This window comes from Ignavibacteriales bacterium (assembly GCA_026390595.1).
Classification (GTDB): Bacteria; Bacteroidota; Ignavibacteria; order UBA10030; family UBA10030; genus UBA9647.
In genome coordinates this window covers 23,419-49,456 of the sequence record JAPLFQ010000013.1, presented here as the reverse complement: position 1 = coordinate 49,456, position 26,038 = coordinate 23,419, and the positions used below count along the sequence as shown (strand labels likewise).

The window sequence follows — 26,038 nt, the reverse complement described above, 5'->3', positions numbered from 1 at the left end:
ACACTCTTTCCCTAGACGTGTGCTCTTCCGATCTTGAAACCGTACGATCGGAAGCGATTCGCCAGAGCGATACAAAAAGTCCTGGAGGTCCATCGCTCCGAGACGGATGAATTTGATCGCCTTGTAAAGGTGCTGCAGGAGGTGCGTTCACCGAATGCGAAATTCGAATCAGTCTTCGTCCGATCAGGAAAGAGAATCACTGCAGTACGAACAGCCGACATCCTTTGGATTGAAGCGAATGGCGACTACTGCGACCTTCACACGGACGACAATTCGTATCTCAGCAATCTGAGTCTCGGCGAACTGGAGGCGAGGTTGGATCCTGTTAAGTTCACCCGGGTCCATCGATCGTTCATCGTCTCAGCTGCCGCCATCACACATATGACAAGTGACGGCGAAGGGGGGTACGAGGCGATGCTGCGAAACGGTGCTCGGGTGCGGGTGAGCAGGACATATGGAGCCAAGATCAAACATCTTATCTGGTGACTATCCGAACATTCGAAACCCCTGCGGATCAACGGAGGCCAGGAAGCGCGCATCACTGTGTTCATTGCTTCGACTGTCTGGAATCGGACGCCTCAAATGAGCTAATGATTGCAACCTTGGAGAGTTGTCGGCGTATAGACTGTGAACCATCCGCACCGTGACGTACCGTCCTTCCAATTCTCAAAAGGGGTAATGCTCGATGAACAAGATTGTCGCCGTTGCATTGCTATGCCTTCTTCCTTCGGGAACCGATAACAAAAACAGGAAAGTGGAGGCACAATGCATCTCTCGATTTCGGAACTGATCGCTCTTCGTCGGTTCATACTCTTTTCAACTCTGTTCTTCGCGATGGCGATCACCTCCTTTAGCCAAACGGTTATCAAGACCGATCCGATCAGAGGGATCTACTTTGGCCAGACATTACCTGGCGAGACCCCCGTCCATTTTGCTCCTGAGGTTCTTCGATCGGTAAGTGCGTGGGTAGAAGCCACAGCGTTCTCTCCGGACGGGTCTCTCTTCTTTCTGGCGGTGGGTGACTCAACGTATTCAAGCGCGAAACTCTACTGTTCGAAGCGCGTGAACAATGTGTGGACGCCATTTTCGGAGCCGCCCTTCATTTCCGGTTTCACTTTTTCGCACGAACCCGTGTTTTCAGCAGATGGAACCATCCTCACGTTCACCGGGAAAAAGGGGACCGGGACGTTGGACCTCTGGACCGTGAGATTGGCGGCTCAGGGATGGGACACACCCGTCGCGATGCCCTCTCCAATCAACAGTGGCGCCAAGGAGTACCGCGGCAGCAGTATGGCGGATGGAACCATGTACTTTGGCTCATCACGATCAGGAATGATGCAGGTGTACAAAGGATACAAGGATGCGTCTCAGAATCTGGCTGTCGAACTGGTGGGCCCTCCCATCAACATGAAATCCTTCGAGGGTGATCCATGCATCGCGCCGGATGGGCATTACCTCATCTTCTATTCTGCGGGAGACGGGAAAAGCTCGGATCTCTATGTGAGCTTCCGTGATGCGAAAGGGGGATGGGGGGTACCCATCAATCTTGGAGACAAATTCAATAGTTCCGACGATGAGTATGGTGCGCACCTGTCTTCTGACGGGAAATACCTGTTTTTCACTCGTCACTCTTTCACCGGGAACAGCATCTATTGGGTGGCGTCTTCGGCGATCGAGAAACTCAGGTAAATGTGATTCGCCAAACTTGGTGTCATCGTATGGGTGGGCTGATTAATTCCATATCTATCAAAACTATCTGGAAACAATACATCGAGAATCTAACAAGGAGGTACCAATGAAAAGATCGATGCATCTACTCGTACTCGTTTTCGGAGTATGGCTTACAGGATGTACGCCATACCAAGCGACGTTGACAAATGAGGAGCGTTCATACCCGGCGACAGTTCCGGAGAAAGTACAAATATTTCTTCAAGGCGAAACAACTCCGACAGCCACAGAGGTTGGACACATCGTCGTGGCTGAAAAATCCGAAACAAAAGGCATTGAGTTATTACAGAAAAAAGCGGCGGAAATGGGAGCTGACGGCGTCATAAACGTGGAAATAAAGGTTCAAACTCGGGTAGTGTTCATCCTCATTATCCCAATCCCGATCCACTCATATTTCGTTTCTGGCACAGCAATCAAAATTGCCAAATAATACAAAGGACTTCTAAAATGAAGAACTTCAATGTTTTCATGCTGGTAGTATTGGCATCGTTCTTTTTGTCGAGTTGTACAGGAAACGCGGTCTATCTAAGAGATTCGAAAACTTACACCGTGACGGATCCGAAATCCATTGAGATCTATTCAAGCGTGTATCCTTCGGTCAAATTTGAAGTTGTTGGATATGTGTCGACCTATACAAGTGACGCCAATCATGCAGGGGATCAATTAAAGAATAATCTAAGGGCTCAAGCTGCAAAATATGGAGCCAATGCCATCATTGGATTTAAACTCAATATGGCAGAGGAAGGCGGGGGTGCCCAAGGGGTTGCGGTACGATATCTGCAGTGAGCGAAATTCATGGAATCAATGAGAAACACCAAGTGCTTCCGCCAAACGGTGAATCACGGCGGACCCCGAAAGAGATCGGGGCAGGCGGGCGCGCTATTGCTCGCCGACCCTGGTGTCATCGCAGGGGGTAGGTAAAGGTCCTCGAATTCAGAAGGCAGAATCGACTCCTATTCTGGGATGCAACGTGACATTCCTGCTATGGGGGAATGGAAAGCACAAAACAAGAAATGAGCGGAGATGATAATGGGAAACTTCAGCCTTCTGAAGGCAGACATATGAATAGTCAAAACAGCAGGATAAATAATACTAAACGCATAGGTGTTGGTTTATCATTCATTGCATTCCCCCTGATTTTTGTCTTTGCTTTTGCTGGTCATCCCAATCTTCTCAATCCTCATTTCTTAGGATCGGCGGAACTCATTCAGAGAGCACATAATCAGATACTTCTGCATTTCGGCCATGCATTGGTTACGCTGTGTACAGGCCTGCTGGTTGTTGTTGCAATGCACTTTATGAATAGGTTAAAGAACACAAAGGCTGAATGGTTTGGTCTTTCCGGTGGCGTGATAGCAATCTTTGGAGCATTAATGCTGGCAGCTGACAAAGGTGCTTTGTGCCTGACAATGAGTGCTCTCGATACTATACCTGAAGACAAGTTTTCAGCGATGATGCCCGGCTTGCTCGCTATGTTTGGGAAAGAAGGTTGGTTAATTCTGATCTGGGGAATGGTTCTGTTGCCTATTGGTTTTGTTATTCAGGCAGTAGGGTTACTCAAGTCCAGGATTCTGGCAACATGGCAAAGCATGTGTTTCTTGATAGGAGTTCTTTTTATTGGAACTCCTGACGGTGTTGAGATCATCAATTTAGCAGCTGCGGTTTTAATAGCGATTGCATGCATACCATATGGGATAAAATTAGTAGCAAATAATTGATCTAAAAACGTATGTCCAGCTTTTCCACCCGACACAAGATGAACCATGTCGGATAAATCCGGCTAATCGTCAGGCGTCATTGTAAACAGGCCATCAAACGTATACATGAGATAGTATGGAAACAATGAAAGCAATGATATGCACTAAGTACGGGTCACCGGATGTTCTCCAGTTTAAAGAAGTCGAAAAACCTACTCCCAAGGACGATGAAGTCCTTGTTAGAATTCACGCGGCATCTGTAAATATGTATGACTGGCATCTACTGACAGCTGACATATTCGTTGTCCGCCTCATGGGCGGGGGACTGCTCAGACCAAAACATCCGATACCAGGCGCAGACATCGCCGGGCGGATTGAAGCGGCTGGAAGTAACGTCAAGCAGTTTCGGCCAGGTGATGAAGTGTTCGGGGATATTTCTGCATGTGGTGATGGCGGTTTTGGCGAGTATGTAGCTGTTCCCGAAAGCTCGTTGGCGCTTAAGCCGACCAACCTGACATTTGCGGAAGCAGCTGCAGTACCTATGGCGGCCAACACTGCTCTGCAGGGTCTGCGCGATTACGGGCAAATTCAGCAAGGGCAAAAGGTATTGATTCAAGGGGCATCCGGCGGGGTGGGGACGTTTGCAGTGCAGATTGCCAAATCGTTCGGTGCTGAAGTCACAGCTGTGTGCAGCACCAGGAATCTCGAGCAGGCACGCTCGCTTGGGGCAGACCATGTCATCGACTACACGAAGGAAGATTTCACTAGAAGCGGGCAGCAGTACGACCTGATTCTTGCTGTGAACGGATATCATCCGCTCTCTGATTATAAACGCGCCCTGACTCCCCAGGGCATCTATGTCATGGCCGGAGGTACGGGGGCCCAGATCTTCCAGGCCATCCTCCTGGGACCGTGGATGTCCAAAACCGGCGGCAAGAAAATGGGAGGCGTAACGGGAAGACCAAAGCAGGAGGACCTGGTTTTTATGAAAGGCCTTCTGGAAGCCGGCAGAGTCGTACCGGTCATCGATAGACGTTACCCGTTGAGTGAAACGGCTGACGCTCTCCGGTATCTCGGAGAGGGACACGCCCGGGGAAAAATAGTCATCACCATGGAGCATAGTAGCAAAACCTAGGACCGGTTGGGAGCCGACGTCGCTCCGCTGCGCGATTGAAACCAATCGCTAGATTGCGTTATGAAAACATTACATTTGGAATGCGTGGGAGATTCTTATGAAAGCTATTGTTTGCACGAAATACGGACCACCGGAGGTCCTTCAGCTCAGAGAGGTCGAAAAGCCTGTCCCCAAGGACAACGAAGTTCTGATCCGAGTCTGTGCGACATCGGTAAATTTCGGGGATATGATAGCGCGCAATTTCAAAGCAATCACTCCTCGCGAGTTCAACATGACTTTTCTCTTCTGGCTACTGGCGAAAATATCTCTTGGCCTCAGAGAACCGAAGATAACCATCCTGGGGAGCGAATTTGCCGGGGACATTGAAGCGGTCGGCAGGGACGTAGAACGCTTCAAGAAGGGTGACCAGGTTTTTGGATATCCCGGTCAGAGCTTTGGCGCGTATGCAGAGTATCTCTGTATGCCTGAAGATGGCGTGCTGACCATAAGACCGGCCAATATGACCTATGAGGAAGCCGCCGTTGTTCCCTACGGTGCGATTATGGCTTTGCATCTGTTGCGCAAAATGAATATCCAGCCTGGGCAAAGGGTTCTGATCAATGGCGCCAGCGGCGGGATAGGCTCGGCCGCGGTGCAGATTGCCAAACACTTCGGGGCAGAAGTCACCGCGGTCTGTGGTACGCCGAGATTGGAGTTCGTAAAATCTCTGGGAGCGGACAAGGTCATTGATTACACTGGAGATGACTTTACTAAAAACGGTGAAACCTATGATCTGATTTTTGACATCTTAGGCAAAAGTTCGTTCTCACTGTGTCAAAGCTCGCTCAAACCAAATGGGACTCTTCTTTTCGCCAGTTTTAAGATGAAACAACTTTTTCAAATGCTCTGGACTTCAATGGCAGGCACCAGGAAAGTCGTCTGTTCGATTGCACCAGGAAGTGTCGAAGACTTGATTTCCGTCAAAGACCTTGTCGAGGCGGGGAAAATCAAATCGATCATCGATAGGCGCTATCCGTTGGAAGAGGCTGCCGAGGCTCACCGGTATGTCGAGCAAGGGCATAAAAGGGGAAATGTTGTCATCACGTTGGAACAAGACAGCACAACCTGACACCGATGTGCATCTGCAGTAGTTTCCGCTTTGCTCCGCGACGCAGCTGAAACGATCGTTAGGCAAGCAACGCAAGCATCGAATGAATATTCTTCTGTTGCTTTGTCGGACAAACTGAGGACACTCTATGAGTTACAGGTCAATCCTCGTAATATCGTTGGCGCTCATTTCCATGCGCACGTCCTTTTCGCAGGAATCCACCCCCATGATACCGATTGCACCTCAACATTGGTTGACGCTTTCTTCCGGTCTCAGTTCCCGCACTGTGCGTGACGAAATGATGTCGCCCCTTATGTATCGAGGTACACAGATTCCATTAGCGTTCACGTATCGTTTCCGTGGTTTAGAAAACCGGCATACCGTCTTATTCTCCTATGACAACACCGAATTGAATTCTTCAATCACCAAAGTCACTAATGATGTGGCGGTATCGCACTACATCAAAAACCTGAATCTGAATGTTGAATACTCGTTTGAAAAGAAAGTTACAGCGCTTGATGATTATAACACCACTGGCTTTCTTGGCCTCAGGTTGTCCAGCATTCTTAATCTGAGAAACCACTATGTCCTGCAGGACAAAAACCACATGTCAGCAGAACAAATGACTGGACTTGGAATCCACCTTCTCACAGAGACTTCTCTTGAGAAAGAATCAAACAATCTCCTGAGAGTAGGGATAAATATTCCCTGCGTCTCCTATGTTCTTCTTACCGATCGCTACAACGCCAATGTGAGCGAGAAATTTGACAATGTTGATTTCGAGCAAAGCCTTCTATGGCAACTATTTACAAAAGGAGACTTTGTCACCTTCAACAGATTCTTTGAGGTGCAGGCAGATGTTTCATACATATTCTTTGTAAGTAATCATATCGCCTTTGACCTGCAGTATCGCCTGTTGTACTATTCCTTTGCACAGTATCAGGATTTGTTCCGTGCGCGGGTTCTGAACAATCAAGTCCTCCTTGGCCTGACGGTGAAACTATGACCAGGATGATACGCTCTTTCGGTATTCTCGTTCTGCTTTTCGCATTGTACGGGTGCGAGAAAATGATCCTGGAACCCGATCCGGTAAACGTGCCGGACAAGAACTTCGAGATATTCTGGAAAGATTTTGACAGGTACTACGCACAGTTCTCTCTGCGACACATCAACTGGGATTCGGTCTATGCATTGTACCGCCCGCAGATATCCCCATCCACCCCCGATCGACAGCTTTTTACTATGCTCTCAAATATCGTTCTCGGCATCAACGATATGCACGTTACGTTGTACACTCCTATGGGTGATGTGTACTGGAAAACCATGATCCCTGCTTCTTATCCCAGCAGGAGAATGATCAATGTCTGCAAGTATGTCCAATGCGGAGCCCCACAGAATTCTCTTATTGAATATCGAACATGTCAGGATACCGACATCGGATATATGATCATTCCCACATTCAGCGGGCAGGGAGAAGGACTAACGATGGCAGATTCGCGCTATCTCGTGATCGATGACATACTTTCGCAATGGAAGGATAAGAAGGGTATCATCATCGATGTTCGCGGGAATAGCGGCGGCAACAGCATCAATGCAGAAACGGTAGCAGGCCGCTTTGCCGATCAATCGCGCGTGTATTCGTACCGTCGCCAGAAGAACGGACCGGGGAAGGACGATTATTCTTCCTGGAAAAGCTCTTCGATTGAACCGAAAGGATCGTATCAATTTCTTAAACCCGTCGTCGTTCTTACGAGCCGCGCCACTTCGAGTTCTGCAGAAATGTTTGTCATGGCGATGCAGGTTCTGCCAAACGTCACCATCGCCGGCGATACGACGGGTGGCGGCGTTGGCAATCCCATATTCAGGGAATTACCAAACGGGTGGACGTACCGGTTGTCGACAGAAATAGAAGCGGACGCTCAAGGTCGCATCATTGAAGGCGCCGGTGTGTTTCCTGATATACCTGTACTGACAACAGCCGCTGATTCAGCGAACGGAATTGACAGAATATTGGAAAAGGGGATTGAAATCATCAGGAAATCACAATAGTCTCAGATATATCGGAGATTCCTTTGAAAGCCATTGTCTGCACGAAATACGGACCGCCGGAAGTTCTTCAGCTCAAAGACGCAGAGAAACCTGCGCCAAAGGATGATGAAGTACTCATAAAGATACTTGCGACAGCGGTGACGGCAAGTGATATTTTCATCCGAAGTTCTCAAGTCCCTATCCGAGTTCTCATACCATTTCGCCTCATGATGGGTTTGACGAGACCGAGAAAGCCCATCATAGGATTGGTGTTGGCAGGAGAGATTGAGTCAACGGGGAAAGACGCTAAGAGATTCAAAACAGGTGACCAGGTCTATGGGCTTACCGGATTTGATCTTGGTGCGTATGCCGAGTACAAATGCATGAAAGAGACAGATTCAACGCATGGGTGCCTGGCGTTGAAGCCGACGAATATCTCCTATGAAGAGGCTACCATGGTTGGTTATGGTGGGCTTCTCGCACTTCAATTTATGGAAAAGGGGAATATCCAACGTGGACAAAAAGTGCTTGTCTATGGAGCTTCTGGAACAACTGGAACAACGGCAATTCAATATGCGAAGTACTTGGGGGCCAGCATTACAGCGGTATGCAGCACGGCAAATATGGAGTTGGTGAAATCTCTGGGAGCAGACGCTGTCATTGATTATACCAGAGTGGATACGCTCAACCCGGGGGTACAATACGATTTTATACTTGATGCCGTTGGCAAAAGCAAAACATCAAAACTGAAAGAGGCGTGTAAAAAAGCTCTTGCTCCGGGAGGGAAATACGCATCAATTGATGATGGAGCGCTCCTGTTGGACTCCAAACGCCTTGCTTTGATCAAAGAGTTGGTTGAAGCTGGACATATCAAACCTGTTATTGACAGATGCTATCCATTTGAAGAGCTTGTCGAAGCTCACAGGTATGTTGGCAAAGGACATAAAAGGGGAGGAGTGGCAATAAAGGTCGTTTAAAAACAAGAAATAAACGCACAACAGGGGCTCATACGCCATTGACGATCATCGATGTCAGGCGAATCGATAGCGCTTCGCTGTAAACGAGACGCCCAAGTTCATCACTTGGGCGTTGCTGTCTTGAGGGTCTGCCGCTTGTCCTAGAGCCTATCTCAAAAACACTTCTTAAGAAAAGAGAGACTCACGCCAAGCCGCAAAGTCGCCAAAAGAAACGATAGTTGTGTTCATCCTTTGCGGCTTAGCGCCTTTGCCTGCCCGCCTCGGGCAATTCCAGAGGCAGGCGGGCGTGAGTATTTTTTTGGCTGGCTTATACTGTCTTTTCTTCTTCGCGAATCTCTTCAACTGATCCAACCCAGGATCGGAGAAAAGCGCACATAGAGTGCATCACTTCTCTCGTTCATCCGACATTCAGTCGCTCGACCATCGTTAGCGTCATCTTCTTACAATTTCTTTACAGCTTTTCCCCCCTTCTTTACGCCTCCTTCATTGTGGTTACGAGCCATATCCTGCATTTTTAATTCAGGAAAAAGAAGCATTCCTGATTCACTGATCTGTGCACAAAGGCAAATGGAAAGTCAATTACTCCTACATGAGGCAAGTGCATGTTTCTGAAATCTGTACGAACGTCCGTCATTGTGATTCTGTTGTTCACGGTTCTCACCGGTTTGGTCTATCCGTTTATCGTCACCGGTCTCGCCCAGTTGATGTTTCCGCGCAAGGCGAATGGAAGTATGCTCATGAAGGAAGGCAAGGCAATCGGTTCCGAGTTGATCGGTCAGCCGTTCAGCAGCCCGAAGTACTTCTGGAGCCGGCCATCGGCAACGTCGCCGTACGCATATAACGCGGCGGCTTCGACGGGATCGAACTACGGTCCACTCAATCCGGCTCTCCTCGATGCGACCGGGAAGAGGGTGAAAGAACTGAGGGATGCCGATCCGCAGAATGCCGAACCTGTCCCCGTCGACCTCGTGACCGCCTCCGGCAGCGGCCTCGATCCTCACATCTCTGTCGCAGCAGCACTCTATCAGGTGCCGAGGGTGGCACGATCACGGCGCGTGAGTGAAGGAGAGGTCAAATCGTTGGTGAATCAACACAGCGAGGGCCGGACATTGGGGATTCTCGGAGAACCTCGTGTGAATGTTCTCAAACTGAACGTCGCGCTTGATGAAATGAAATCAACCTCGGAGGCACAATGATCATGGATCTCGTCTATCTCGGAGCCGTCGTAGTGTTCTTTGCGCTCACGTGGGGTCTCATGAAGATGTGTGAAGTTCTACAAAGGGATAACTCGGGGGGTAACTCATGAACTGGTTCTATCTTATAGCCGGCATCATATCGCTTGGATTGCTGGTCTATCTCTTTGTTGCGCTGCTTAGGCCGGAGATCTTCGAATGACATTCAACGGAATTCTTCAAATCGTCTTCTTTATAGTGGTGCTACTGGCGCTTGCGAAACCCCTCGGAGCTTTTATGGCCCGCGTCTTCCAACGCGAGCGCACGTTTCTAGATCCTATCCTGGGTCCGGTGGAGCGCTTCATGTACCGGCTCGCCAGGATCAATCCGGATGAAGAAATGGATTGGAAGGCCAACACCGTTGCCATGCTATTATGTAACATCGTCGGGCTATTCGTTGTCTACGCGCTGCAGCGCCTTCAGCAATACCTGCCATGGAACCCGCAAAGCCTTAGTGCCGTCAGTCCCGATTCTTCCTTCAATACCGCCGTCAGTTTTGCGTCCAACACCAACTGGCAGGGTTACGGCGGTGAAACGACGATGAGCTACCTCACGCAGATGCTTGGGCTTACCGTGCAGAATTTTGTATCGGCTGGAACCGGTATGGCCGTGCTCGCACTCTTTATCCGCGGGATTGCGCGTCACTCTATGAAGACCCTGGGCAATTTTTGGGTGGATATGACTCGAAGCGTCGTTTATATCCTCCTTCCTCTCTCTGTCGTCCTCGCCCTCATTCTCGTTTCGCAGGGCGTCATTCAGAATTTTTCGACGTACACATCCGTTTCAGTAGTCGAACCGACTGCAGATACCAGCGGTGCGAACGTGACGGAGCAAGTCATCGCGATGGGTCCGGCGGCCTCGCAAGTCGCGATCAAGCAGCTGGGGACGAATGGCGGAGGCTTCTTCAATGTGAATTCGGCGCATCCGTTTGAAAACCCCACACCGCTCTCGAATTTCCTCGAGATGCTCTCGATCCTTCTCATTGCCGCTGCCCTCTGCCACACGTTCGGCGTCATGGTGGGAGACACTCGTCAGGGCTGGGCATTTATCGCCGCAATGACAATTATTCTGGTCGCATTTCTCGCGCTCGCAACATGGGCTGAGCAGAGCGGAAATCCGGCGTTTACCAGAATCGGAGTCGATCAGCACGCAAGCGCGCTGCAGGCAGGCGGAAACATGGAAGGGAAGGAGGTCCGCTTCGGTATCGTGAACTCGACTATCTGGGCGACCGCGACGACTGCGGCATCGAATGGCTCGGTGAATTCGATGCACGACTCGTACATGCCTCTCGGAGGCATGGTCACGCTCGTGATGATGCAACTGGGCGAGGTGGTCTTTGGTGGCGTAGGGTCTGGATTGTACGGAATGCTGATCTTCGTCATCGTCGCTGTCTTCGTCGCCGGACTGCTTGTGGGACGTACTCCGGAATACCTGGGCCATAAGATCGAGGCATACGAAATGAAGATGGCGTCGCTCCTCATCCTGATCATGCCTCTGACTGTGTTGGGGTTGACAGCGCTCGGACTCCTGATGGATGCCGGCAAGGCCACCATCTTCAATCCGGGGGCACACGGCTTCAGCGAAGTACTCTACTTGTTCAGCTCTCAGGGGAACAACAATGGAAGTGCGTTCGCCGGAATCGGAGCCAATACCCCTTTCTATAATCTCACGGGCGGCATTGCGATGCTTATCGGCCGGTACTGGCTCGCAGTTCCCACGCTTGCCCTTGCCGGCTCACTGGTTCGGAAAAAAATGATCCCTGCATCGGAGGGGACACTTCCCACGTACGGACCTCTGTTCATTTTCTGGCTGATTGCTGTCGTCCTCATCGTCGGAGCCCTGAATTTCCTCCCGGCACTCGCGTTGGGACCAATTGTCGAACATTTCATGATGGTGCAATAACATGGTGACGCAAACGAAACATGATCAGGTGAACCTTGGAACGCAGGGGATTCAGCAGCTCAAGAAGCCGGAAGGACTGACCGGTGAGATGTACCGCCGTGCCCTGACTGATTCCTTTGTGAAACTCAATCCGCGATCGATGGCCAAAAACCCCGTGATGTTCGTCGTCGAGGTGGGAAGTGTGCTGACCACTGTCCTCTGGATCCAGGCACTGGCCGGAAGCGGGGAGGCTCCTGCCTGGTACATCGGCAGCGTCTCGCTCTGGCTATGGTTTACCGTGCTCTTTGCCAATTTCTCAGAGGCTCTCGCGGAAGGGCGTGGAAAGGCGCAGGCCGAAGCATTGCGACGTGCCCGCAAAGACACAACGGCGAAAATGCTGCACAAACCCAAGTGGGGATCTGATTTCTCTCTCGTCTCGTCTGTGTCGTTGAAACAACATGATGTGATGCTTGTTGAGGCGGGTGACATCATTGCGGCCGATGGTGAAGTGATCGAAGGGGTAGCTTCCGTGGATGAAAGCGCAATCACTGGTGAGAGTGCGCCGGTCATTCGCGAGTCGGGGGGCGACAGGAGCGCGGTCACCGGTGGGACGAAAGTCCTGTCCGACTGGCTGGTGGTGCGCGTGACGGCGGAGCCGGGCGGGGGCTTCCTCGATAGAATGATCAAAATGATCGAAGGTGCAAAGCGACAGAAAACGCCGAATGAGATTGCACTCAACATTCTCCTTGCAGCGTTCACAATCATCTTTCTGGTCGTGTGCATAACACTCCTGCCGTTCTCGATTTACAGCGTTCACGCAGTCGGTCAAGGTGTCCCTGTCTCGTTGACGGTCTTAGTCGCACTCCTGGTCTGCCTGATACCAACAACCATCGGTGGGCTCCTCTCTGCAATCGGCATCGCTGGAATGGATCGATTGATCCGTCACAACGTGATTGCCACGTCCGGCCGCGCAATCGAAGCCGCGGGTGATGTCGACGTCCTTCTCCTTGACAAGACAGGAACCGTGACGCTCGGCAATCGTATGGCAACCGAGTTTACTCCCGCACCCGGAATCACGAAGGAGCGTCTGGCTGACGCGGCGCAACTGGCGTCACTGGCGGATGAGACTCCGGAAGGGAGATCGATTGTCATCCTCGCAAAAGAGAAGTACGGCTTGCGGGGCCGGGAGGTTCACGATATTGCGGCACATTTTGTCCCGTTCACGGCCCAATCCCGCATGAGCGGCGTCGATCTTCAACCGGAAGGCAAGAACGGGCGACGTATCATCCGGAAAGGGGCGGCAGAGGCGATCAAGGCGTACATCGAAGCACAGGGAGGAGCGTTTCCTCCCGCCGTGCAACAGGCCGTACAGGAAATAAGCCGATTGGGCGCAACGCCTCTCGTCGTCGTCGAGAACACAGACGTGCTGGGGGTGATCCATTTGAAGGATATTGTCAAAGGTGGTATCAAAGAGCGATTTGCGCACCTGCGCAGAATGGGGATCAAGACGGTGATGATCACCGGAGACAACAGGCTCACCGCGACAGCAATAGCTGCCGAAGCTGGGGTTGACGATTTTCTGGCCGAAGCCACGCCGGAAGACAAGCTGAAGCTCATCCGTGACTACCAGATGGGGGGTAGGCTTGTCGCGATGACCGGCGATGGAACGAACGACGCGCCAGCCCTTGCTCAGGCCGACGTCGCTGTCGCGATGAACACCGGAACTCAGTCCGCACGCGAAGCCGCGAATATGATCGACCTCGACAGCAATCCGACCAAACTTCTTGAGATCGTTGAAATCGGCAAGCAGCTCCTGATGACGCGCGGAACACTGACGACGTTCAGTATCGCAAACGACGTTGCCAAGTACTTCGCGATCATTCCTGCGGCCTTCGCCACGACCTATCCAGCACTGAATGCACTCAATATCATGGGGCTCGCAACCCCGCAAAGCGCAATTCTCTCCGCAGTCATTTTTAATGCATTGGTCATTGTGGCCCTGATTCCTCTCGCGCTCAAGGGGGTGAAGTACCGGGCTGTCAGTGCCGTGCAACTGCTGCGTACGCATCTCCTCATTTACGGAGTCGGAGGCATTGTCGCGCCATTTCTCGGTATCAAGCTGATCGATATGGTACTGAAAGGAATCAATCTATCATGATCCCCCTTGAAATTGAAACGTACCCTCTCCGGCGGTTTAAAACGAGGGTTGCCTGGCTTGCCGTTCTGATTATTGTCCTGATCATCCTCGGGTTGCTGAGTCACAAGACAATCTCCGACAATCTACCTGTATGGAAGTCATCCCCGTATGGAAATCCAGCGAACACAGGGACCGTGAAGGCGGGGCACTGAGAGACGTTTCGGTGCCATACCAAGGCGAATGTGTTCTTGTCATGGTATTTGACAATGCTCAGATGTGATCCAATGAACCAGAGAATAGGCATATGCCTTCATCTAGAAAATCACACAGAAAGGGAATATGACAAGGTTAGTTCTTGCTTTGATCTCAATGTCGTCGCTTTGTTTCGGCCAAACCGATTCTGCAAAGACAACTTCTCCAGAACAGGTTGCCAGCGAACCGTTCGCCTGGGGAGACTTTACATGGCTCAACGGGAACGACCGCCGGCACACCCAACTGCTTGATTCCAAGTACTTCACCGGAAGGTTTCTTCTTGATGTGAACTATACGGCCTCCAATCAACACCCGATCGATCAGACTGTGGTCGGTTCGACGGCTCTTGCACGCGATAACACGTTTCAGATTTCAGTTGCCGCAATCGGAGGTGATTTCCATTATGACAACGTGCGCGCTTCTGTCCTGCTTCAGTTAGGAACTCGGGCGACAGTCGTTCCCCGAAACGATTTCAGTGTCCTTCATGGGCAGTTCGATCTCGCAAACGCATATCGCTATTTGAGCGAGTCGAACGCGGGCTATCATTTCGATGTTTGGCATGGCATTAATGTCGACGCCGGTCTTTTCATGTCATATGTCGGCCTGTTCTCATACTACAATGCAGAGAACTGGGCGTATCAGCCATCGTTCACCTCCGACAACACGCCCTGGTTTTTCAATGGCATTCGGGTCCAGGCGTTTCCGACGGATCGATTGAAGCTCGAATTCTGGCTTGTGAACGGCTGGCAATCATACGCGAAGTTCAACAGCGGTCCTGGAGCAGGGTGTCAGATTCTGTGGAGGCCCGCCGAGGCCCTGTCGGTTCTCTCGAACAACTACTATGGCACAGATACCCAGGATCATCCCGATCGCGTCCGATTTCATACCGATAACAGCCTGGAGATTCGCTACGTGAACAACCCGGGAGCGGGCATCAACCGCGCTGCTTTCTCTTTCACGCAAGATGCAGGATTCGAAAATGGGGGAGGCGTGAGTGGGTTCAGCGGAAACGATGGACCAAGGCAGTATTTTCTGAGCGGGATGATCTATAATCGTATCTGGTTTGCGAACGACCACATGGGCTGGACGATCGGAGGAGGGTACATCAACAACCCGGGACGCTATCTTGTGCTCTACCCGACCGGGGACGCAAATCCGATACCGGCCATCAATTCAGGACTGACCGGAACGCATCCATTCACAGCCAATCCAGGCGATCAATTCCATGGATGGGACTGCTCGACCACGCTCGATTGGATGCCAAATGACTTCTTGACCTTCCGCATCGAGCTCGTCCACCGGGAAGCAGACGTACCGTACTTTGCCGGACCTGGGGGTGTGACTTCGCCAGACGGTTACTCCAATACTTCTTTGCCGGCGAACTGGGCGCCCGATCTCGTCAGATCGGAAACCCGTTTCATTGGGGCACTCCTTGTTCGGTTCTAGTCCGGTCTTTCACTCCATTCATGAATGAAATTGCGGCTTCGCTCGCTTATTTCATGGGGCGATTTTCCATCTCTTCTTCCTTATATTAGCACCGTATGGCAACCCGCGACGAAACACGACTCGATCCAGAACAACTCCTCCGTTCGCTCAAACGCGCTGAAGAGAAGGAGGGGCGGGGGAAGCTGAAGATCTTCTTCGGTATGTGCGCCGGCGTCGGAAAGACGTATGAGATGCTCCAGGCCGGCCAGGAAGCGGAGAAGAAAGGGACCGATATTGTCATCGGCTATGTGGAAACTCACGGCCGAGCGGAAACGGAGGCGCTTGTAAGCGGTCTCACCATCATACCGCGAAAAAAAATCGACTACCGTGGCGTCTCGCTCGAAGAAATGGATCTCGACGCGATCCTTGAAGTCAAACCGCGTCTGGTTCTCGTCGACGAGTTCGCTCACACAAACGCCCCCGGAAGCAGACATACCAAGCGTTACCTCGATGTCATGGAGTTGCTCGACAACGGGATCGATGTCTATTCGACTCTCAACGTCCAGCATCTCGAAAGCCGTGCGGACACAGTAGCGCAGATCACCGGTGCTATCGTTCGGGAGACTGTCCCTGATTCCGTATTCGAGCGGGCAGACGAGGTCGAGGTCATCGACCTGCCGCCCGATGAGCTTCTGAAGAGACTCGCAGAGGGAAAGGTCTACGCGACAGAGCGATCGCAGCGCGCGATCCAGAACTTCTTCCGTGTCGGAAACCTGACTGCCTTGCGGGAAATGGTGCTCCGATTGGGCGCTGAGCGGGTCGATCGGCAGTTGCGGGACTACATGCAGACGGAGCATATACGGGGGCCCTGGAAGTCGGGCCACCGGCTGATTTTGGGACTCACTGCGAGCCAGCAGGCAGTGCAACTGATCCGCTGGACCCGTCGCATTGCCTCCACGATGCAGGCGAATTGGATAGCAGTGTTTGTCGAGCGATCAAGACCTCTCAATGAAGCCGAAAAGGATCAGCTCGCTAAGAACCTCGCCCTCGCGCGTGAGCTTGGAGCGGAGATTATTACGACCGCTGACGAAGATGTGGGGGTAGCGCTGCTTCGAGTCGCCCGCGAGCAGAATGCGACCCAAATCATCGTCGGGAGGGGCGGGAAGAGGTGGTTCTGGCAGAAAAGCCTCGTCGACCAATTGCTCGACCTGGATAAGGACATAGACGTCTATGTGACATCGGGGGAGGAGCCTTCTGAAAGAAGTGCCACGTGGCGGTTTGTCGTCCCGGAAATACACTCAGGATTCACGCAGTACGCTGCGGCCGCAGCGATTATTCTCTTTGTTTCGTCCGTGTGTTACCCCTTCTGCGATTTCCTGGGCTACCAAACCGTCTCGCTCATACTTCTTCTGATCGTAGTGCTGCTTCCTCTACGGCTTGGTGTTGGTCCCGTCATCCTCGCTGCATTGCTCAGTGTGCTTACGTGGGACTACTTCTTCATTCCTCCACGATTCACATTTGCAATTGCGACGAAGCAGGATTTGCTCATGGTGTTTACATATTTCGCCATCGCCGCAGTGACCGGGGTTCTGACCGTGAGAGTGCGCGCGCGGGAAAAGGCCGTTCGCTCCCGTGAAGAACGGGCGGTTGCCCTCTATGCTCTGACAAATGACCTCTCCTTTGCGAAAAACCAGGATGATGTTGTTCGGGCTGCTGTGACAAACTTCAAGAAGTTTTTCAACGCGGACCTCGCTGTGTTTGTCAGCGATCTCGATGGTGACCTTGTTAATAAAGCGCACCCGGCAAGCACGTACCTGCCAGGGGAAAAGGAGCTCAGTGTGCCCGCATGGGTCCACTGGAACGAAAAGAGGGCGGGGAGATTTACTGAAACGCTTCCGTTCGCCGAGGCGACCTACTACCCGCTTTCAAGTCCCCGCTATCCGCTCGGCGTTATTGGTGTCAAGACGGGAGCAGGGGACCGCCTTTCCATAGACCAGGAGGCACTGCTGGAGAACTTTCTCAGCCAGGTCTCTTCTGTTCTTGAGCGCGAGTTTCTCAATGAAATGACAAAGCAATCCATTGCATTCGTTGAGTCCGAGCGCTTGTATACAACATTGTTCAATTCGATTTCCCACGAGATGCGGACGCCTATCACGGCTCTCGTAGGAGCTTCGGAAAGCCTCCTGAACGACAAAGTCGGGGGGCAGCCTGACGTGCGACGAGAACTCGCCCAGGAAATTCAGTCCGCCTCGGAACGTCTCGACAACATCGTGCAAAACCTCCTGGCCATGACGCGCTTGGAGTCAGGGCTCATTCAACCCCGGCGGGATTGGACAGATCTCCGTGACGTTGTGCACTCATGCCAGGCAAAGTTAAAGAAAGAACTCGCGGGTCACCACGTGTCGATCAACATACCTCCGTCACTTCCTTTGGTCAAACTTGACTTCGCCCTCTTCGAACAGGTGCTTGTCAATCTCATGAGGAATGCTGCGCTGCACACTCAGTCCGGTTCGTCCATTGCAGTGACTGCGCAGGCTGAGGGAAAAGAATGTATCATGACGATTGCAGACAACGGCCCGGGTTTTCCGCCGGATTCACTCAAGAACATCTTCGAGAAGTTTTACCGCGTACCAGGATCAAAGACCGGAGGAATCGGACTTGGTCTATCGATTGCTCAGGGGTTCGTTCTGGCGCACGGAGGGACAATCACTGTAGAAAACCTCGCCGAACGCGGAGCGAAATTCTCCATCCGCCTGCCCCTGGAAGCCGGCGTGCAACCGAATGCGGAGTACCCGGATGAGTGACAAACCTGTCGTGCTCGTCATCGATGATGAAATACAGATCCGCCGCCTGCTCGAGCTCACGCTGAAATCGAACGGCTACAAGGTGCTGCTTGCTGACACGGCACAAGAGGGCGTTCGTCAAGCGGAGATGGATCGTCCGGAACTGACGATTCTGGACCTTGGCCTTCCCGACATGGATGGCCTGAATGTGCTAAAGAAAATACGACAGTGGTCGTCGATGCCCGTGCTCATTCTGTCGGTGCGAGACTCCGAGTCTGACATTGTCGCGTGTCTCGATGCCGGAGCAGATGACTATCTGGTAAAGCCGTTTCGGACAGGCGAGCTGCTTGCTCGAGTCCGCACGGCTCTGCGTCATCGCCCGGGTCAGCCTATCGGAGACCTGTTCGAATGTCACGGTTTGTCAGTCGACCTGGCTGCACGTACGGTGAAGAAGTTTGGAATCATAGTTAAATTGACGGCAACGGAGTATTCGCTGTTGGCCCTCCTTATCCGCCACGCCGGAAAAGTGCTCACACATAGATTCATTCTTCAAGAGATATGGGGCCCGGCACACGCTGATGAAACGCAGTATACCAGGGTCTACGTAGGGCAGCTCCGTAAAAAAATCGAAAATGACCCGACGAATCCCAACATCATTCTTACGGAGTCCGGCATCGGTTATCGGCTAGGGGTGGATGAATAGTCCGCACGCCGGTCCATTGTTTGGCTGCGAGGGGGATTAAGAGGGCGCCGAAGAACTCGCTCGCGCTGCCTCATTCACGGAAGAAAACCAAAAGAAATGCGTTTCTCCTGCAAAGCAGTTTGGATTCTGTCCGAAGGATAGCACCGCGGTGGGGACAGAGGTATTGGATGAAGCCGACAAATTATGCAAGGAGATCGCGTCGAAATACCGCCGATCGATCTTTTTTGCCGGGAAGTTGGTCTGCCAACGAGAGCGGTGGTATCAGCGATTCCTGTACGATGAGACTGCAAATGAATTCCAGCGACGACTTCAGTTCTTTGGTACCAATACAATGGTACTCCCTGTCCGCGTCTATGCCCAAACATAGTCTATCCCTGCATCAGGGGCTGGGATGTTTACCCAGTTTTTGAGGCTCGATGAGTTCTTGCTGAAAACAGGAACGCCCAAGCTCATTACTTGGGCGTCGCTGTATTGAGGATCTGCCGCTTGTCCTCACGTCTTCTCTTCTTCGCGAGTCTCTTCAACTGATCCAACTGGCCAGCAATGAGCGCCTCCTTTTTCGCACGACTCCAATGTTTCACCTGATGTTCGTGTCGAAAGGCTTCCTTGTATGATGGGAATTCTTCTGAGTAGACCAGGACGATTGGAGGATCGATCTTGGTCGTGCGACAGGCCCGGCCTGCAAAATGATCTTTGAGTCTCTTCTCGAGAGAACGGGTGGAACCACAATAGAGGTGTGTGGATTGGAGGCGGAGGATGTAGAACCAGGATTGCATGATTTCTTGGGCCCTTCGACCCTTCGATGAACTCAGGGTCGAACCCTGAGGGCCACGAAGTGGCATCGAAGGGTTCGATTCACTCGATCAGGGCTACGAAGTAGCGGTGAGCGAACCCCATGGATTTCGGTCCCTCGACTCCGCCTCGTTTCGTCCCGCCAAACGATGGCGTGACTCACTCGGCGTCGCTCGGGACTCTTCGACTCGCTCTCCTTCCGCAAGAGGGGCAAAGCCCTGAGCGAGCCCCGTTGCGAAATAAGAACGCCCCATTGCCGAAGCAACGGGGCGAGTCGAAGGGCTCCGCGAGTAGGACTCGAACCTACAACCCTGCGGTTACGGTACTCTCCAGATCTTTCGATCTGGCCCGGACTATCTCATCGTCCTCTCACGAATTCTGAGGTGGGACGTCGGGCGCTGTCGAGGCTTATTGGCGAGATTCCTCATCCTCTAGTCTCTGCACGTTCCCCGCTACTGATTGCTTTTCTCTTTGCGGGGCTTCGCTCAGGATTACCATCTCTCGATTGTCGAAAGGAAGGCTTCCCTGAATTCACCCAATTTTTCAATCCCGATTACTCGGGAAAGCTGCTAATCCTGCATGAAGCTCTCGGTGACAATTTGCACAAACGAGGATGCATTTGTCGAGCTCTTGTTTCACTCTCTCCCAACTTCGAGTGTAACCTTTAGATGAAACACCGAAGTCTTTCGATTCTCCATCACGGTGGTGAAACTCAAGCGCCTCCTTGCATCGAGCGTAGCCACAAAGCTGACACACGCCGCCTTTGTAGTCTATCGCTTTTTGACGAACTCTCTTTCTGCGGTTTGTGACCGCCGCAATAAGGTAAGTCCGTCTTTCTGCGTATGTGCGCTTCTCCTTGTCGCTTCACGCGTACCTCACAGCCGCATGCTCTACCATTGAGCTATCGCGGAATTTGAAAGAACAAGATGCCACTTGGCTGGTGGCACCTGAAAGAACAACCCGGAATGGCACGTCCGGGTTCATCAAATATATCAAGCTTTTGACGGAAAGTCAAGAAATTGCGCAACTTTCCGCCTGTTTTTCAGCTCTTCTGCAAGAACGCGTAATACACGATATGACGTATTGACCCCCACTCTGAAGTGTGCTATCATTTCTGATATTATTCCATCACTCTCGGTTTTATCTTCAATTCCCTTTCTCCATGGCAATCCCGGAATTGCACTGGCCGAGCGCGGGGGTTTCATTTCTTTTTGATTCTACCAACAATTGAGGACGGTGGATGACACATACCGACGGTGAAGTTTTCAATCAGCGCCGGGCGCGCGTGCGACGCTTCGTCCTGGTGATTGTCTTGGCCATTCTCTTCGGTTCCGCCATCCGACTGGCATTGTGGTTCGGATTCTCTGTGGCAGTTCCCGGGACCGCCATGCAGTTGGATATCCGCGAAGTGCTCCTTATCCTCGGTGCGTGCCTGACCGGACCGTGGGGGGGTGCCCTGATTGGGTTGTTCTCAGGGATGGAAGCTCATATCCGCTGGCTTCCGACCGTCGTGCACGTGATACTCGGCAGTTGGGCGGGGTGGTTCTACTATCGATTCGTTTACCGCCGCCGCACGATGCGCGGAGTGATTTCTTCGTGGTTTGGCCTCGTCGGTACCTACTACTTCCTCGTCTATACTTCTGTCCTTCTTGCGGTGATGGTGGTGTTCCCGTCGTTGATGGTCGACACGGCATCGTCACTGAGTGCACACGAACGGGTCTTCAACGTGCTTCAAGCCCTTGTCTATGAGTCTGTTTTCACCTTTATCGTGAGCATAGCCATCTTTTTCATGCTGCCGGAGAGGTATCGCGTGCCGGTATGGCGCCGACCGTTCCGCGACAATCCGGAAGCAAGGCAGAATCAAGGGGTGAGAGACGAAAAGTTTCTCCGAAAATCCAAAGGGCATCTCAGCGTACGGTTGATGGCGTGGTTCTTCCTCCTCGCGCTTGTTCCTATGGTTGTCGCCAGCCTGTTTGTGAGAGACAGTGTGTCGACGGCGCTTCTGGGAGCGGAAGGGGGCAAACAGCGTGAAATAGCGCGCATCATAGCGAGTGAAGTCCATCGATATGGATTTCGGCAATCTCATCAGGAACTCTTTCATCGCAAATCCTCCAGTCAAACGCTTTTTGTTATCGACAGCATTGGAACCTACCGGGACCATATAGACTCGAGCAAAATCGGGAGGAACGTTGCCGAAGATTTCACTGCGACGCAGGTCGAAAAAATGCTGAATGGAAAGACCGGCATGGGTATCGATGCACAGGGCCAGTTTGCTTTCGGCTATGTTCCCATTCAAGGCACCCGCGACCGCGTGATCGCAGTGCAGGGGCGGAAGATGGTCGATCACGCGTTGATAGATCTGCAGGAGGGGATCTATGCAAGACTCGGTGTCAGCATTCTCTTCATCTGCGCGGTTGCCGGACTTGTTATCTGGATACTCGTGGGGCGACCCATGAGCAAGCTCACCCATGCGGCCCGACAGGTGGGAAAAGGGGATTTCAGCGCTACCGTCGATACTGCAGAACTGGAAGATGAGGTCTCGCTGCTGGGAGAAACTTTCAATGAGATGACCGATAACCTCAGGGGTCTGCATCGTGAGATGGAGGCGGAGATCGCCCATCGGAGAACGGCAGAAGACATTCTGCGTGAACGCGAAAAACAATTCCGTCTCCTTGCCGAACACTCAACAGACATGATTTCCCGCCACGATCTCGAAGGGCGCTATCTGTATGTGTCACCTTCGTCCCGCACACTGCTCGGGTGGGAACCCGAGGAAGTCGTTGGCCGGTCTGCCTACGATTTTGTTCACCCCGATGACAAACAGATTGTGGAAGACCACCACAGACGCCAACTCGAGACGAAGGCATCCTCGCCGTTTCTGTTTCGTGTGGTAAGGAAGGACGGTTCGTGGATCTGGTTCGAATCGTCGAGTCAGCTCGTGGCGGATGGCGGGATGGGCGAGGCGATGGAGATCCATGTCGCCTCCCGGGATGTCACGCAGCGGTACCTGGCGGAAATCGCCCTGCGGGAGAGCGAGCAGCGGCTGAGGACGGTCGTTGCCCACATGCCTGTAGTCCTTTTCTCAGTCAACCAGCAGGGCATGTTCACGCTGTCAGAAGGAAGAGGATTGAGTGCACTGGGATTGAAGCCGGGGGAAGTGGTTGGAAAGTCCGTGTATGATGTATACAGAGAATTTCCGGAAGCCCTTGACCAGATTCGTCGGGCGTTGGCGGGTGAAGCAGTAGCTGGCGTGGTTTCGATCGGGCCCATTGTGTTCGAAACGCACTACACGCATCTTCATAACAGTTCTGGTGAAATCGTGGGTGCCATCGGTGTTGCGATGGATGTCACAGCGCGCAGGCGGGCTGAAGAGGCCCTGCAGGAATCGGAAAAGATGTACAAATCGCTCATCGAACAATCTTCCGATCCGGTCTATATGTTGCAGAACGACCGCCTGATGTTCGTAAACCGGGCATGGGAAGAGCTCTTCGGATATTCGAGTGCGGAGGCGCTGAGCGAAGGTTTTAGCCTGCTTTCGATCGTTGCGCCCGAGAGCAGAATTGTGGTCGAGGAACGACTCCGTCGGTATCATAGCGGGGAAACCGCACCCTCGCGATACGAATTGCGCGGCATGCGGCGTGACGGCTCGTATGTTGACCTCGATGTCTCAGTTGCCTACCTCGAGTGGAAGGGGAGACCCGCTATCCAGGGAATGTACCGGGACATTACAGAGAGAAAGAGGGCGGAAGAGGCGATCAGACATTCGCAGAAGACGGAGAGCCTGGGCGTGCTGGCCGGCGGCATCGCGCACGATTTCAACAACCTCCTGCAGGCGATGCTCGGCCAGACGTCGTTAGCGATGAGCCGGATTCCCAAAGACAGTCCCGCTTTTGGCAATGTCTCAAAAGCCGAACACGCGGCTCACCGCGCTGCGGAGCTGACGCGGCAGTTGCTCGCGTACTCGGGCAAAGGAAAGTTCGATGTCCGCCCGCTCGATTTGAATGTGCTGCTCAAGGAGAACCTCAGGTTCCTGGAACTGGCAATTCCCAAGGGTCTGACGCTGCACGAGGATCTTGCAATGGACCTGCCATTGATCGATGCGGATGCGGGACAACTGCAACAGGTTGTGATGAACCTGATCATCAATGCGTCGGAAGCGGTGGGAGACCGGTCGGGGAAGATATTTCTGCGCACGTCGGTGGAAACAATAATTCCGAGGGCCGTCGATCAGTGGACCCGCGCCACGGGCGCGTTGACGCCGGGAGAGTTCGTTCTTCTGGAAGTGTCGGACGATGGTGTCGGGATGGCAGCGGAGACGCTGCGAAAGATCTTCGACCCGTTCTTTACCACGAAAGTGACGGGCCGCGGCCTGGGTCTGTCAGCTGTGATCGGCATCGTGAAAGGGCACCACGGCGGCCTCCGCGTCGAAAGCGAAGCCGGCCGGGGGACCTCATTCAAGATCATTTTTCCGGTCAGCGCCGATCAACGTCCGGTGCCGGTTTCCGGCAGCGAGCGGGCGGCGCTTCAGCGCTACAAAGGTTGCGTACTCCTCATCGACGACGAAGAGCCGGTCCGCGATGTTGTCAAGGACATGCTGGAAGATGCCGGCATCAAAACACTTCTGGCAGCGAACGGCGAAGAGGGGCTGCGATCGTACGAGTCTCAACCCGGCGAAATAGACCTCGTCCTGCTCGATCTGTCGATGCCAGGTATCGGCGGGAAGCAAACGTTCCGGCTGCTCAAAGGTGTGAATCCCGATGTGAAGGTGATCCTCTCTTCAGGCTACAGCGAAACGGAGGTGTCGGATGACCTTCGCGAGCTCGGACTGACAGGCTTTATCCAGAAACCGTACCGGTATGACAAGCTGAGGGAACTTATCCGCGATTTCCTTCCACAGAAAGAGTAAGTTTACATTTCCAATCCCTTCATATTGCACGAGGGGAAGGCGGACCCGGGATTCATTCCGGATGATCCTCCTTCCCCTGTCCTGTCTCGTTGACATTCCTCGCATTTCAGACTATATTGCTTCAAAATTGGATCAATTTTCTCTTTCGAATGGGAGCATCTATGATGAAGGGTGGCATGCCGAACATGCAGGGGATGATGAAGCAGCTGCAGAAAATGCAGGACAAAATGGCCCAGGTCCAGGCTGAGCTTGAGCTCAAGACCGTGGTTGCAGAAGCCGGGGGAGGAATGGTGAAAGTCACCGCCAACGGCAAACAGCAGATCATCAAGATCGAAATCGAAAAAGAGGTCGTCAACCCCGAAGAGAAGGAAATGCTCGAAGATCTCGTCGTCGCCGCCACCAACAAGGCGCTCGAGAGCGCGGGGGCGATGGCCCAGCAGGAGATGCAAAAAGTGACCGGTGGCATGATGCCGAATATTCCCGGGCTCAACATCCCTGGCTTCTAGATAAAGATTAGAATCAAACCGCCAAGAACGCCAAGAAATAACTGAAGAATTCCGAGTTCATGCAGACTCCAGCGCTTTGCGCTCTTAGCGGCCTTAGCGGTTCGTCTTCCACACTGCGCGATTGAACAACAAGGAATCAAAGGCTTGATATTCACTGCTGAATCAGTAGAACAGCTCGCCGAGCAATTTTCCCAGCTCCCCGGCATAGGCCGGAAGACAGCGCACCGGCTCGCCCTCTATATTGTGAAGATGCAGAGGGAAGAAGTCGTCACGCTCGCCCGCGCCCTTGTCAATGTGAAGGACAAGGTGAAATACTGCACGATCTGTTCCAACATCACGGAAGCCGACCCGTGCCCGATCTGTTCCAACACGAAACGCGATCGGACGCTCGTATGTGTCGTCGAAGAACCGACAGATGTCCTGGCGCTTGAGCGAACAAACGAGTTCAGAGGCCTCTATCATGTTCTGGGGGGAGCGCTCTCTCCGCTTGATGGAATTGGCCCGGAAGACCTCAGGATCAGGGAACTCCTCCACCGGGTGAGCGACGCGGGCGTCGAAGAGATTATTCTGGCCTTGAACCCGAATGTTGAGGGGGAAGCGACAACGCTCTACCTCTCGAAACTGCTCAAGCCTCTGGGGATGAAGATAACCCGCATTGCGCGCGGCCTGCCGATCGGGACGGACCTCGAGTTTGCCGATGAGGCGACGCTGAGCCGGGCGCTGGAAGGGCGGGTCGCTGTTTGAAGCGGAACCCCTCGCACATCAGGAC

At 52.7% G+C, this 26,038-nt stretch carries 22 protein-coding genes; 21 read left to right on the top strand and 1 reads right to left on the bottom strand.

The window, feature by feature from the left end:
- Positions 1-33 precede the first annotated feature (33 nt).
- The 18 genes from NTU47_05895 to NTU47_05810 all read left to right on the top strand — a co-directional run bounded on the left by NTU47_05895 (position 34) and on the right by NTU47_05810 (position 19,065).
- Entirely contained in the window at positions 34-486 is a 453-nt protein-coding gene (locus NTU47_05895) for a LytTR family DNA-binding domain-containing protein (GenBank protein ID MCX6133330.1), read from the top strand.
- 279 nt (positions 487-765) lie between these two features.
- On the top strand, positions 766-1,689 hold the full coding sequence (locus NTU47_05890; GenBank protein MCX6133329.1) for a hypothetical protein: 924 nt from the start codon (positions 766-768) through the stop codon (positions 1,687-1,689).
- Positions 1,690-1,795: 106 nt separating this feature from the next.
- On the top strand, positions 1,796-2,158 hold the full coding sequence (locus NTU47_05885) for a hypothetical protein (GenBank protein MCX6133328.1): 363 nt from the start codon (positions 1,796-1,798) through the stop codon (positions 2,156-2,158).
- A gap of 17 nt (positions 2,159-2,175) precedes the next feature.
- Positions 2,176-2,514: a heavy metal-binding domain-containing protein gene (locus tag NTU47_05880; GenBank protein ID MCX6133327.1), complete on the top strand. Its 339-nt coding sequence runs from the start codon at positions 2,176-2,178 to the stop codon at positions 2,512-2,514.
- A 206-nt stretch (positions 2,515-2,720) separates the two neighbouring features.
- Positions 2,721-3,446, top strand: coding sequence for a hypothetical protein (locus NTU47_05875; protein MCX6133326.1), 726 nt, complete (start codon positions 2,721-2,723; stop codon positions 3,444-3,446).
- A gap of 133 nt (positions 3,447-3,579) precedes the next feature.
- A complete protein-coding gene (locus tag NTU47_05870) occupies positions 3,580-4,560 on the top strand; it encodes an NAD(P)-dependent alcohol dehydrogenase (GenBank protein MCX6133325.1) in 981 nt (326 codons plus the stop codon).
- A gap of 97 nt (positions 4,561-4,657) precedes the next feature.
- Positions 4,658-5,668 (top strand): NAD(P)-dependent alcohol dehydrogenase, encoded by a 1,011-nt coding sequence (locus NTU47_05865; protein MCX6133324.1) that lies wholly within the window; start codon positions 4,658-4,660, stop codon positions 5,666-5,668.
- Between the two features lie 205 nt (positions 5,669-5,873).
- On the top strand, positions 5,874-6,653 hold the full coding sequence (locus NTU47_05860; GenBank protein MCX6133323.1) for a hypothetical protein: 780 nt from the start codon (positions 5,874-5,876) through the stop codon (positions 6,651-6,653).
- The gene (locus tag NTU47_05855) at positions 6,650-7,696 is read left to right on the top strand and encodes a S41 family peptidase (protein MCX6133322.1); all 1,047 of its coding nucleotides are present in this window, start codon (positions 6,650-6,652) and stop codon (positions 7,694-7,696) included. Before NTU47_05860 ends, NTU47_05855 begins: the two co-directional genes overlap by 4 nt.
- A gap of 23 nt (positions 7,697-7,719) precedes the next feature.
- Positions 7,720-8,652, top strand: coding sequence for an NAD(P)-dependent alcohol dehydrogenase (locus NTU47_05850; GenBank protein ID MCX6133321.1), 933 nt, complete (start codon positions 7,720-7,722; stop codon positions 8,650-8,652).
- Between the two features lie 602 nt (positions 8,653-9,254).
- Entirely contained in the window at positions 9,255-9,848 is a 594-nt protein-coding gene (kdpC, locus tag NTU47_05845) for a potassium-transporting ATPase subunit KdpC (protein MCX6133320.1), read from the top strand.
- A gap of 106 nt (positions 9,849-9,954) precedes the next feature.
- Positions 9,955-10,047, top strand: a complete 93-nt coding sequence (gene kdpF / locus NTU47_05840; protein MCX6133319.1) for a K(+)-transporting ATPase subunit F — start codon at positions 9,955-9,957, stop codon at positions 10,045-10,047.
- Positions 10,044-11,786: a potassium-transporting ATPase subunit KdpA gene (gene kdpA / locus NTU47_05835; protein ID MCX6133318.1), complete on the top strand. Its 1,743-nt coding sequence runs from the start codon at positions 10,044-10,046 to the stop codon at positions 11,784-11,786. The genes kdpF and kdpA overlap by 4 nt, the downstream gene beginning before the upstream one ends.
- Before the next feature lies 1 nt (position 11,787).
- Positions 11,788-13,923 (top strand): potassium-transporting ATPase subunit KdpB, encoded by a 2,136-nt coding sequence (gene kdpB / locus NTU47_05830; protein ID MCX6133317.1) that lies wholly within the window; start codon positions 11,788-11,790, stop codon positions 13,921-13,923.
- On the top strand, positions 13,920-14,114 hold the full coding sequence (locus tag NTU47_05825; protein ID MCX6133316.1) for a hypothetical protein: 195 nt from the start codon (positions 13,920-13,922) through the stop codon (positions 14,112-14,114). Before kdpB ends, NTU47_05825 begins: the two co-directional genes overlap by 4 nt.
- A 127-nt stretch (positions 14,115-14,241) precedes the next feature.
- Positions 14,242-15,600: an outer membrane beta-barrel protein gene (locus NTU47_05820; GenBank protein MCX6133315.1), complete on the top strand. Its 1,359-nt coding sequence runs from the start codon at positions 14,242-14,244 to the stop codon at positions 15,598-15,600.
- 95 nt (positions 15,601-15,695) lie between these two features.
- Positions 15,696-18,383, top strand: coding sequence for a sensor histidine kinase KdpD (locus NTU47_05815; GenBank protein ID MCX6133314.1), 2,688 nt, complete (start codon positions 15,696-15,698; stop codon positions 18,381-18,383).
- Positions 18,376-19,065, top strand: a complete 690-nt coding sequence (locus tag NTU47_05810; GenBank protein MCX6133313.1) for a response regulator — start codon at positions 18,376-18,378, stop codon at positions 19,063-19,065. Before NTU47_05815 ends, NTU47_05810 begins: the two co-directional genes overlap by 8 nt.
- A gap of 452 nt (positions 19,066-19,517) precedes the next feature.
- On the opposite strand, the gene NTU47_05805 is transcribed toward NTU47_05810, so the two are convergent.
- Positions 19,518-19,841, bottom strand: a complete 324-nt coding sequence (locus tag NTU47_05805; GenBank protein ID MCX6133312.1) for a GIY-YIG nuclease family protein — start codon at positions 19,839-19,841, stop codon at positions 19,518-19,520.
- 1,256 nt (positions 19,842-21,097) lie between these two features.
- Here NTU47_05805 and NTU47_05800 point away from each other — a divergent pair.
- The 3 genes from NTU47_05800 (at position 21,098) to recR (ending at position 26,013) form a co-directional block, all read left to right on the top strand.
- Positions 21,098-24,763, top strand: coding sequence for a PAS domain S-box protein (locus NTU47_05800; protein MCX6133311.1), 3,666 nt, complete (start codon positions 21,098-21,100; stop codon positions 24,761-24,763).
- Positions 24,764-24,927: 164 nt separating this feature from the next.
- Positions 24,928-25,269: a YbaB/EbfC family nucleoid-associated protein gene (locus tag NTU47_05795; GenBank protein MCX6133310.1), complete on the top strand. Its 342-nt coding sequence runs from the start codon at positions 24,928-24,930 to the stop codon at positions 25,267-25,269.
- 147 nt (positions 25,270-25,416) lie between these two features.
- Positions 25,417-26,013 carry a recombination mediator RecR gene (gene recR, locus NTU47_05790; protein MCX6133309.1) on the top strand — a complete coding sequence of 199 codons (597 nt, stop codon included), beginning with the start codon at positions 25,417-25,419 and terminating at the stop codon, positions 26,011-26,013.
- Positions 26,014-26,038: the final 25 nt, after the last annotated feature.

Coding starts and splice junctions, on each gene's coding strand:
- NTU47_05855 (MCX6133322.1), top strand. CDS start 6,650: ATGACCAGGATGATACGCTCTTTCGGTATTCTCGTTCTGCTTTTCGCA.
- NTU47_05880 (MCX6133327.1), top strand. CDS start 2,176: ATGAAGAACTTCAATGTTTTCATGCTGGTAGTATTGGCATCGTTCTTT.
- kdpB (MCX6133317.1), top strand. CDS start 11,788: ATGGTGACGCAAACGAAACATGATCAGGTGAACCTTGGAACGCAGGGG.
- NTU47_05810 (MCX6133313.1), top strand. CDS start 18,376: ATGAGTGACAAACCTGTCGTGCTCGTCATCGATGATGAAATACAGATC.
- NTU47_05860 (MCX6133323.1), top strand. CDS start 5,874: ATGATACCGATTGCACCTCAACATTGGTTGACGCTTTCTTCCGGTCTC.
- NTU47_05890 (MCX6133329.1), top strand. CDS start 766: ATGCATCTCTCGATTTCGGAACTGATCGCTCTTCGTCGGTTCATACTC.
- NTU47_05825 (MCX6133316.1), top strand. CDS start 13,920: ATGATCCCCCTTGAAATTGAAACGTACCCTCTCCGGCGGTTTAAAACG.
- NTU47_05875 (MCX6133326.1), top strand. CDS start 2,721: ATGGAAAGCACAAAACAAGAAATGAGCGGAGATGATAATGGGAAACTT.
- NTU47_05870 (MCX6133325.1), top strand. CDS start 3,580: ATGATATGCACTAAGTACGGGTCACCGGATGTTCTCCAGTTTAAAGAA.
- NTU47_05795 (MCX6133310.1), top strand. CDS start 24,928: ATGAAGGGTGGCATGCCGAACATGCAGGGGATGATGAAGCAGCTGCAG.
- NTU47_05885 (MCX6133328.1), top strand. CDS start 1,796: ATGAAAAGATCGATGCATCTACTCGTACTCGTTTTCGGAGTATGGCTT.
- NTU47_05800 (MCX6133311.1), top strand. CDS start 21,098: ATGACACATACCGACGGTGAAGTTTTCAATCAGCGCCGGGCGCGCGTG.
- NTU47_05820 (MCX6133315.1), top strand. CDS start 14,242: ATGACAAGGTTAGTTCTTGCTTTGATCTCAATGTCGTCGCTTTGTTTC.
- kdpC (MCX6133320.1), top strand. CDS start 9,255: ATGTTTCTGAAATCTGTACGAACGTCCGTCATTGTGATTCTGTTGTTC.
- NTU47_05815 (MCX6133314.1), top strand. CDS start 15,696: ATGGCAACCCGCGACGAAACACGACTCGATCCAGAACAACTCCTCCGT.
- kdpF (MCX6133319.1), top strand. CDS start 9,955: ATGAACTGGTTCTATCTTATAGCCGGCATCATATCGCTTGGATTGCTG.
- kdpA (MCX6133318.1), top strand. CDS start 10,044: ATGACATTCAACGGAATTCTTCAAATCGTCTTCTTTATAGTGGTGCTA.
- NTU47_05805 (MCX6133312.1), bottom strand. CDS start 19,841: ATGCAATCCTGGTTCTACATCCTCCGCCTCCAATCCACACACCTCTAT.
- NTU47_05865 (MCX6133324.1), top strand. CDS start 4,658: ATGAAAGCTATTGTTTGCACGAAATACGGACCACCGGAGGTCCTTCAG.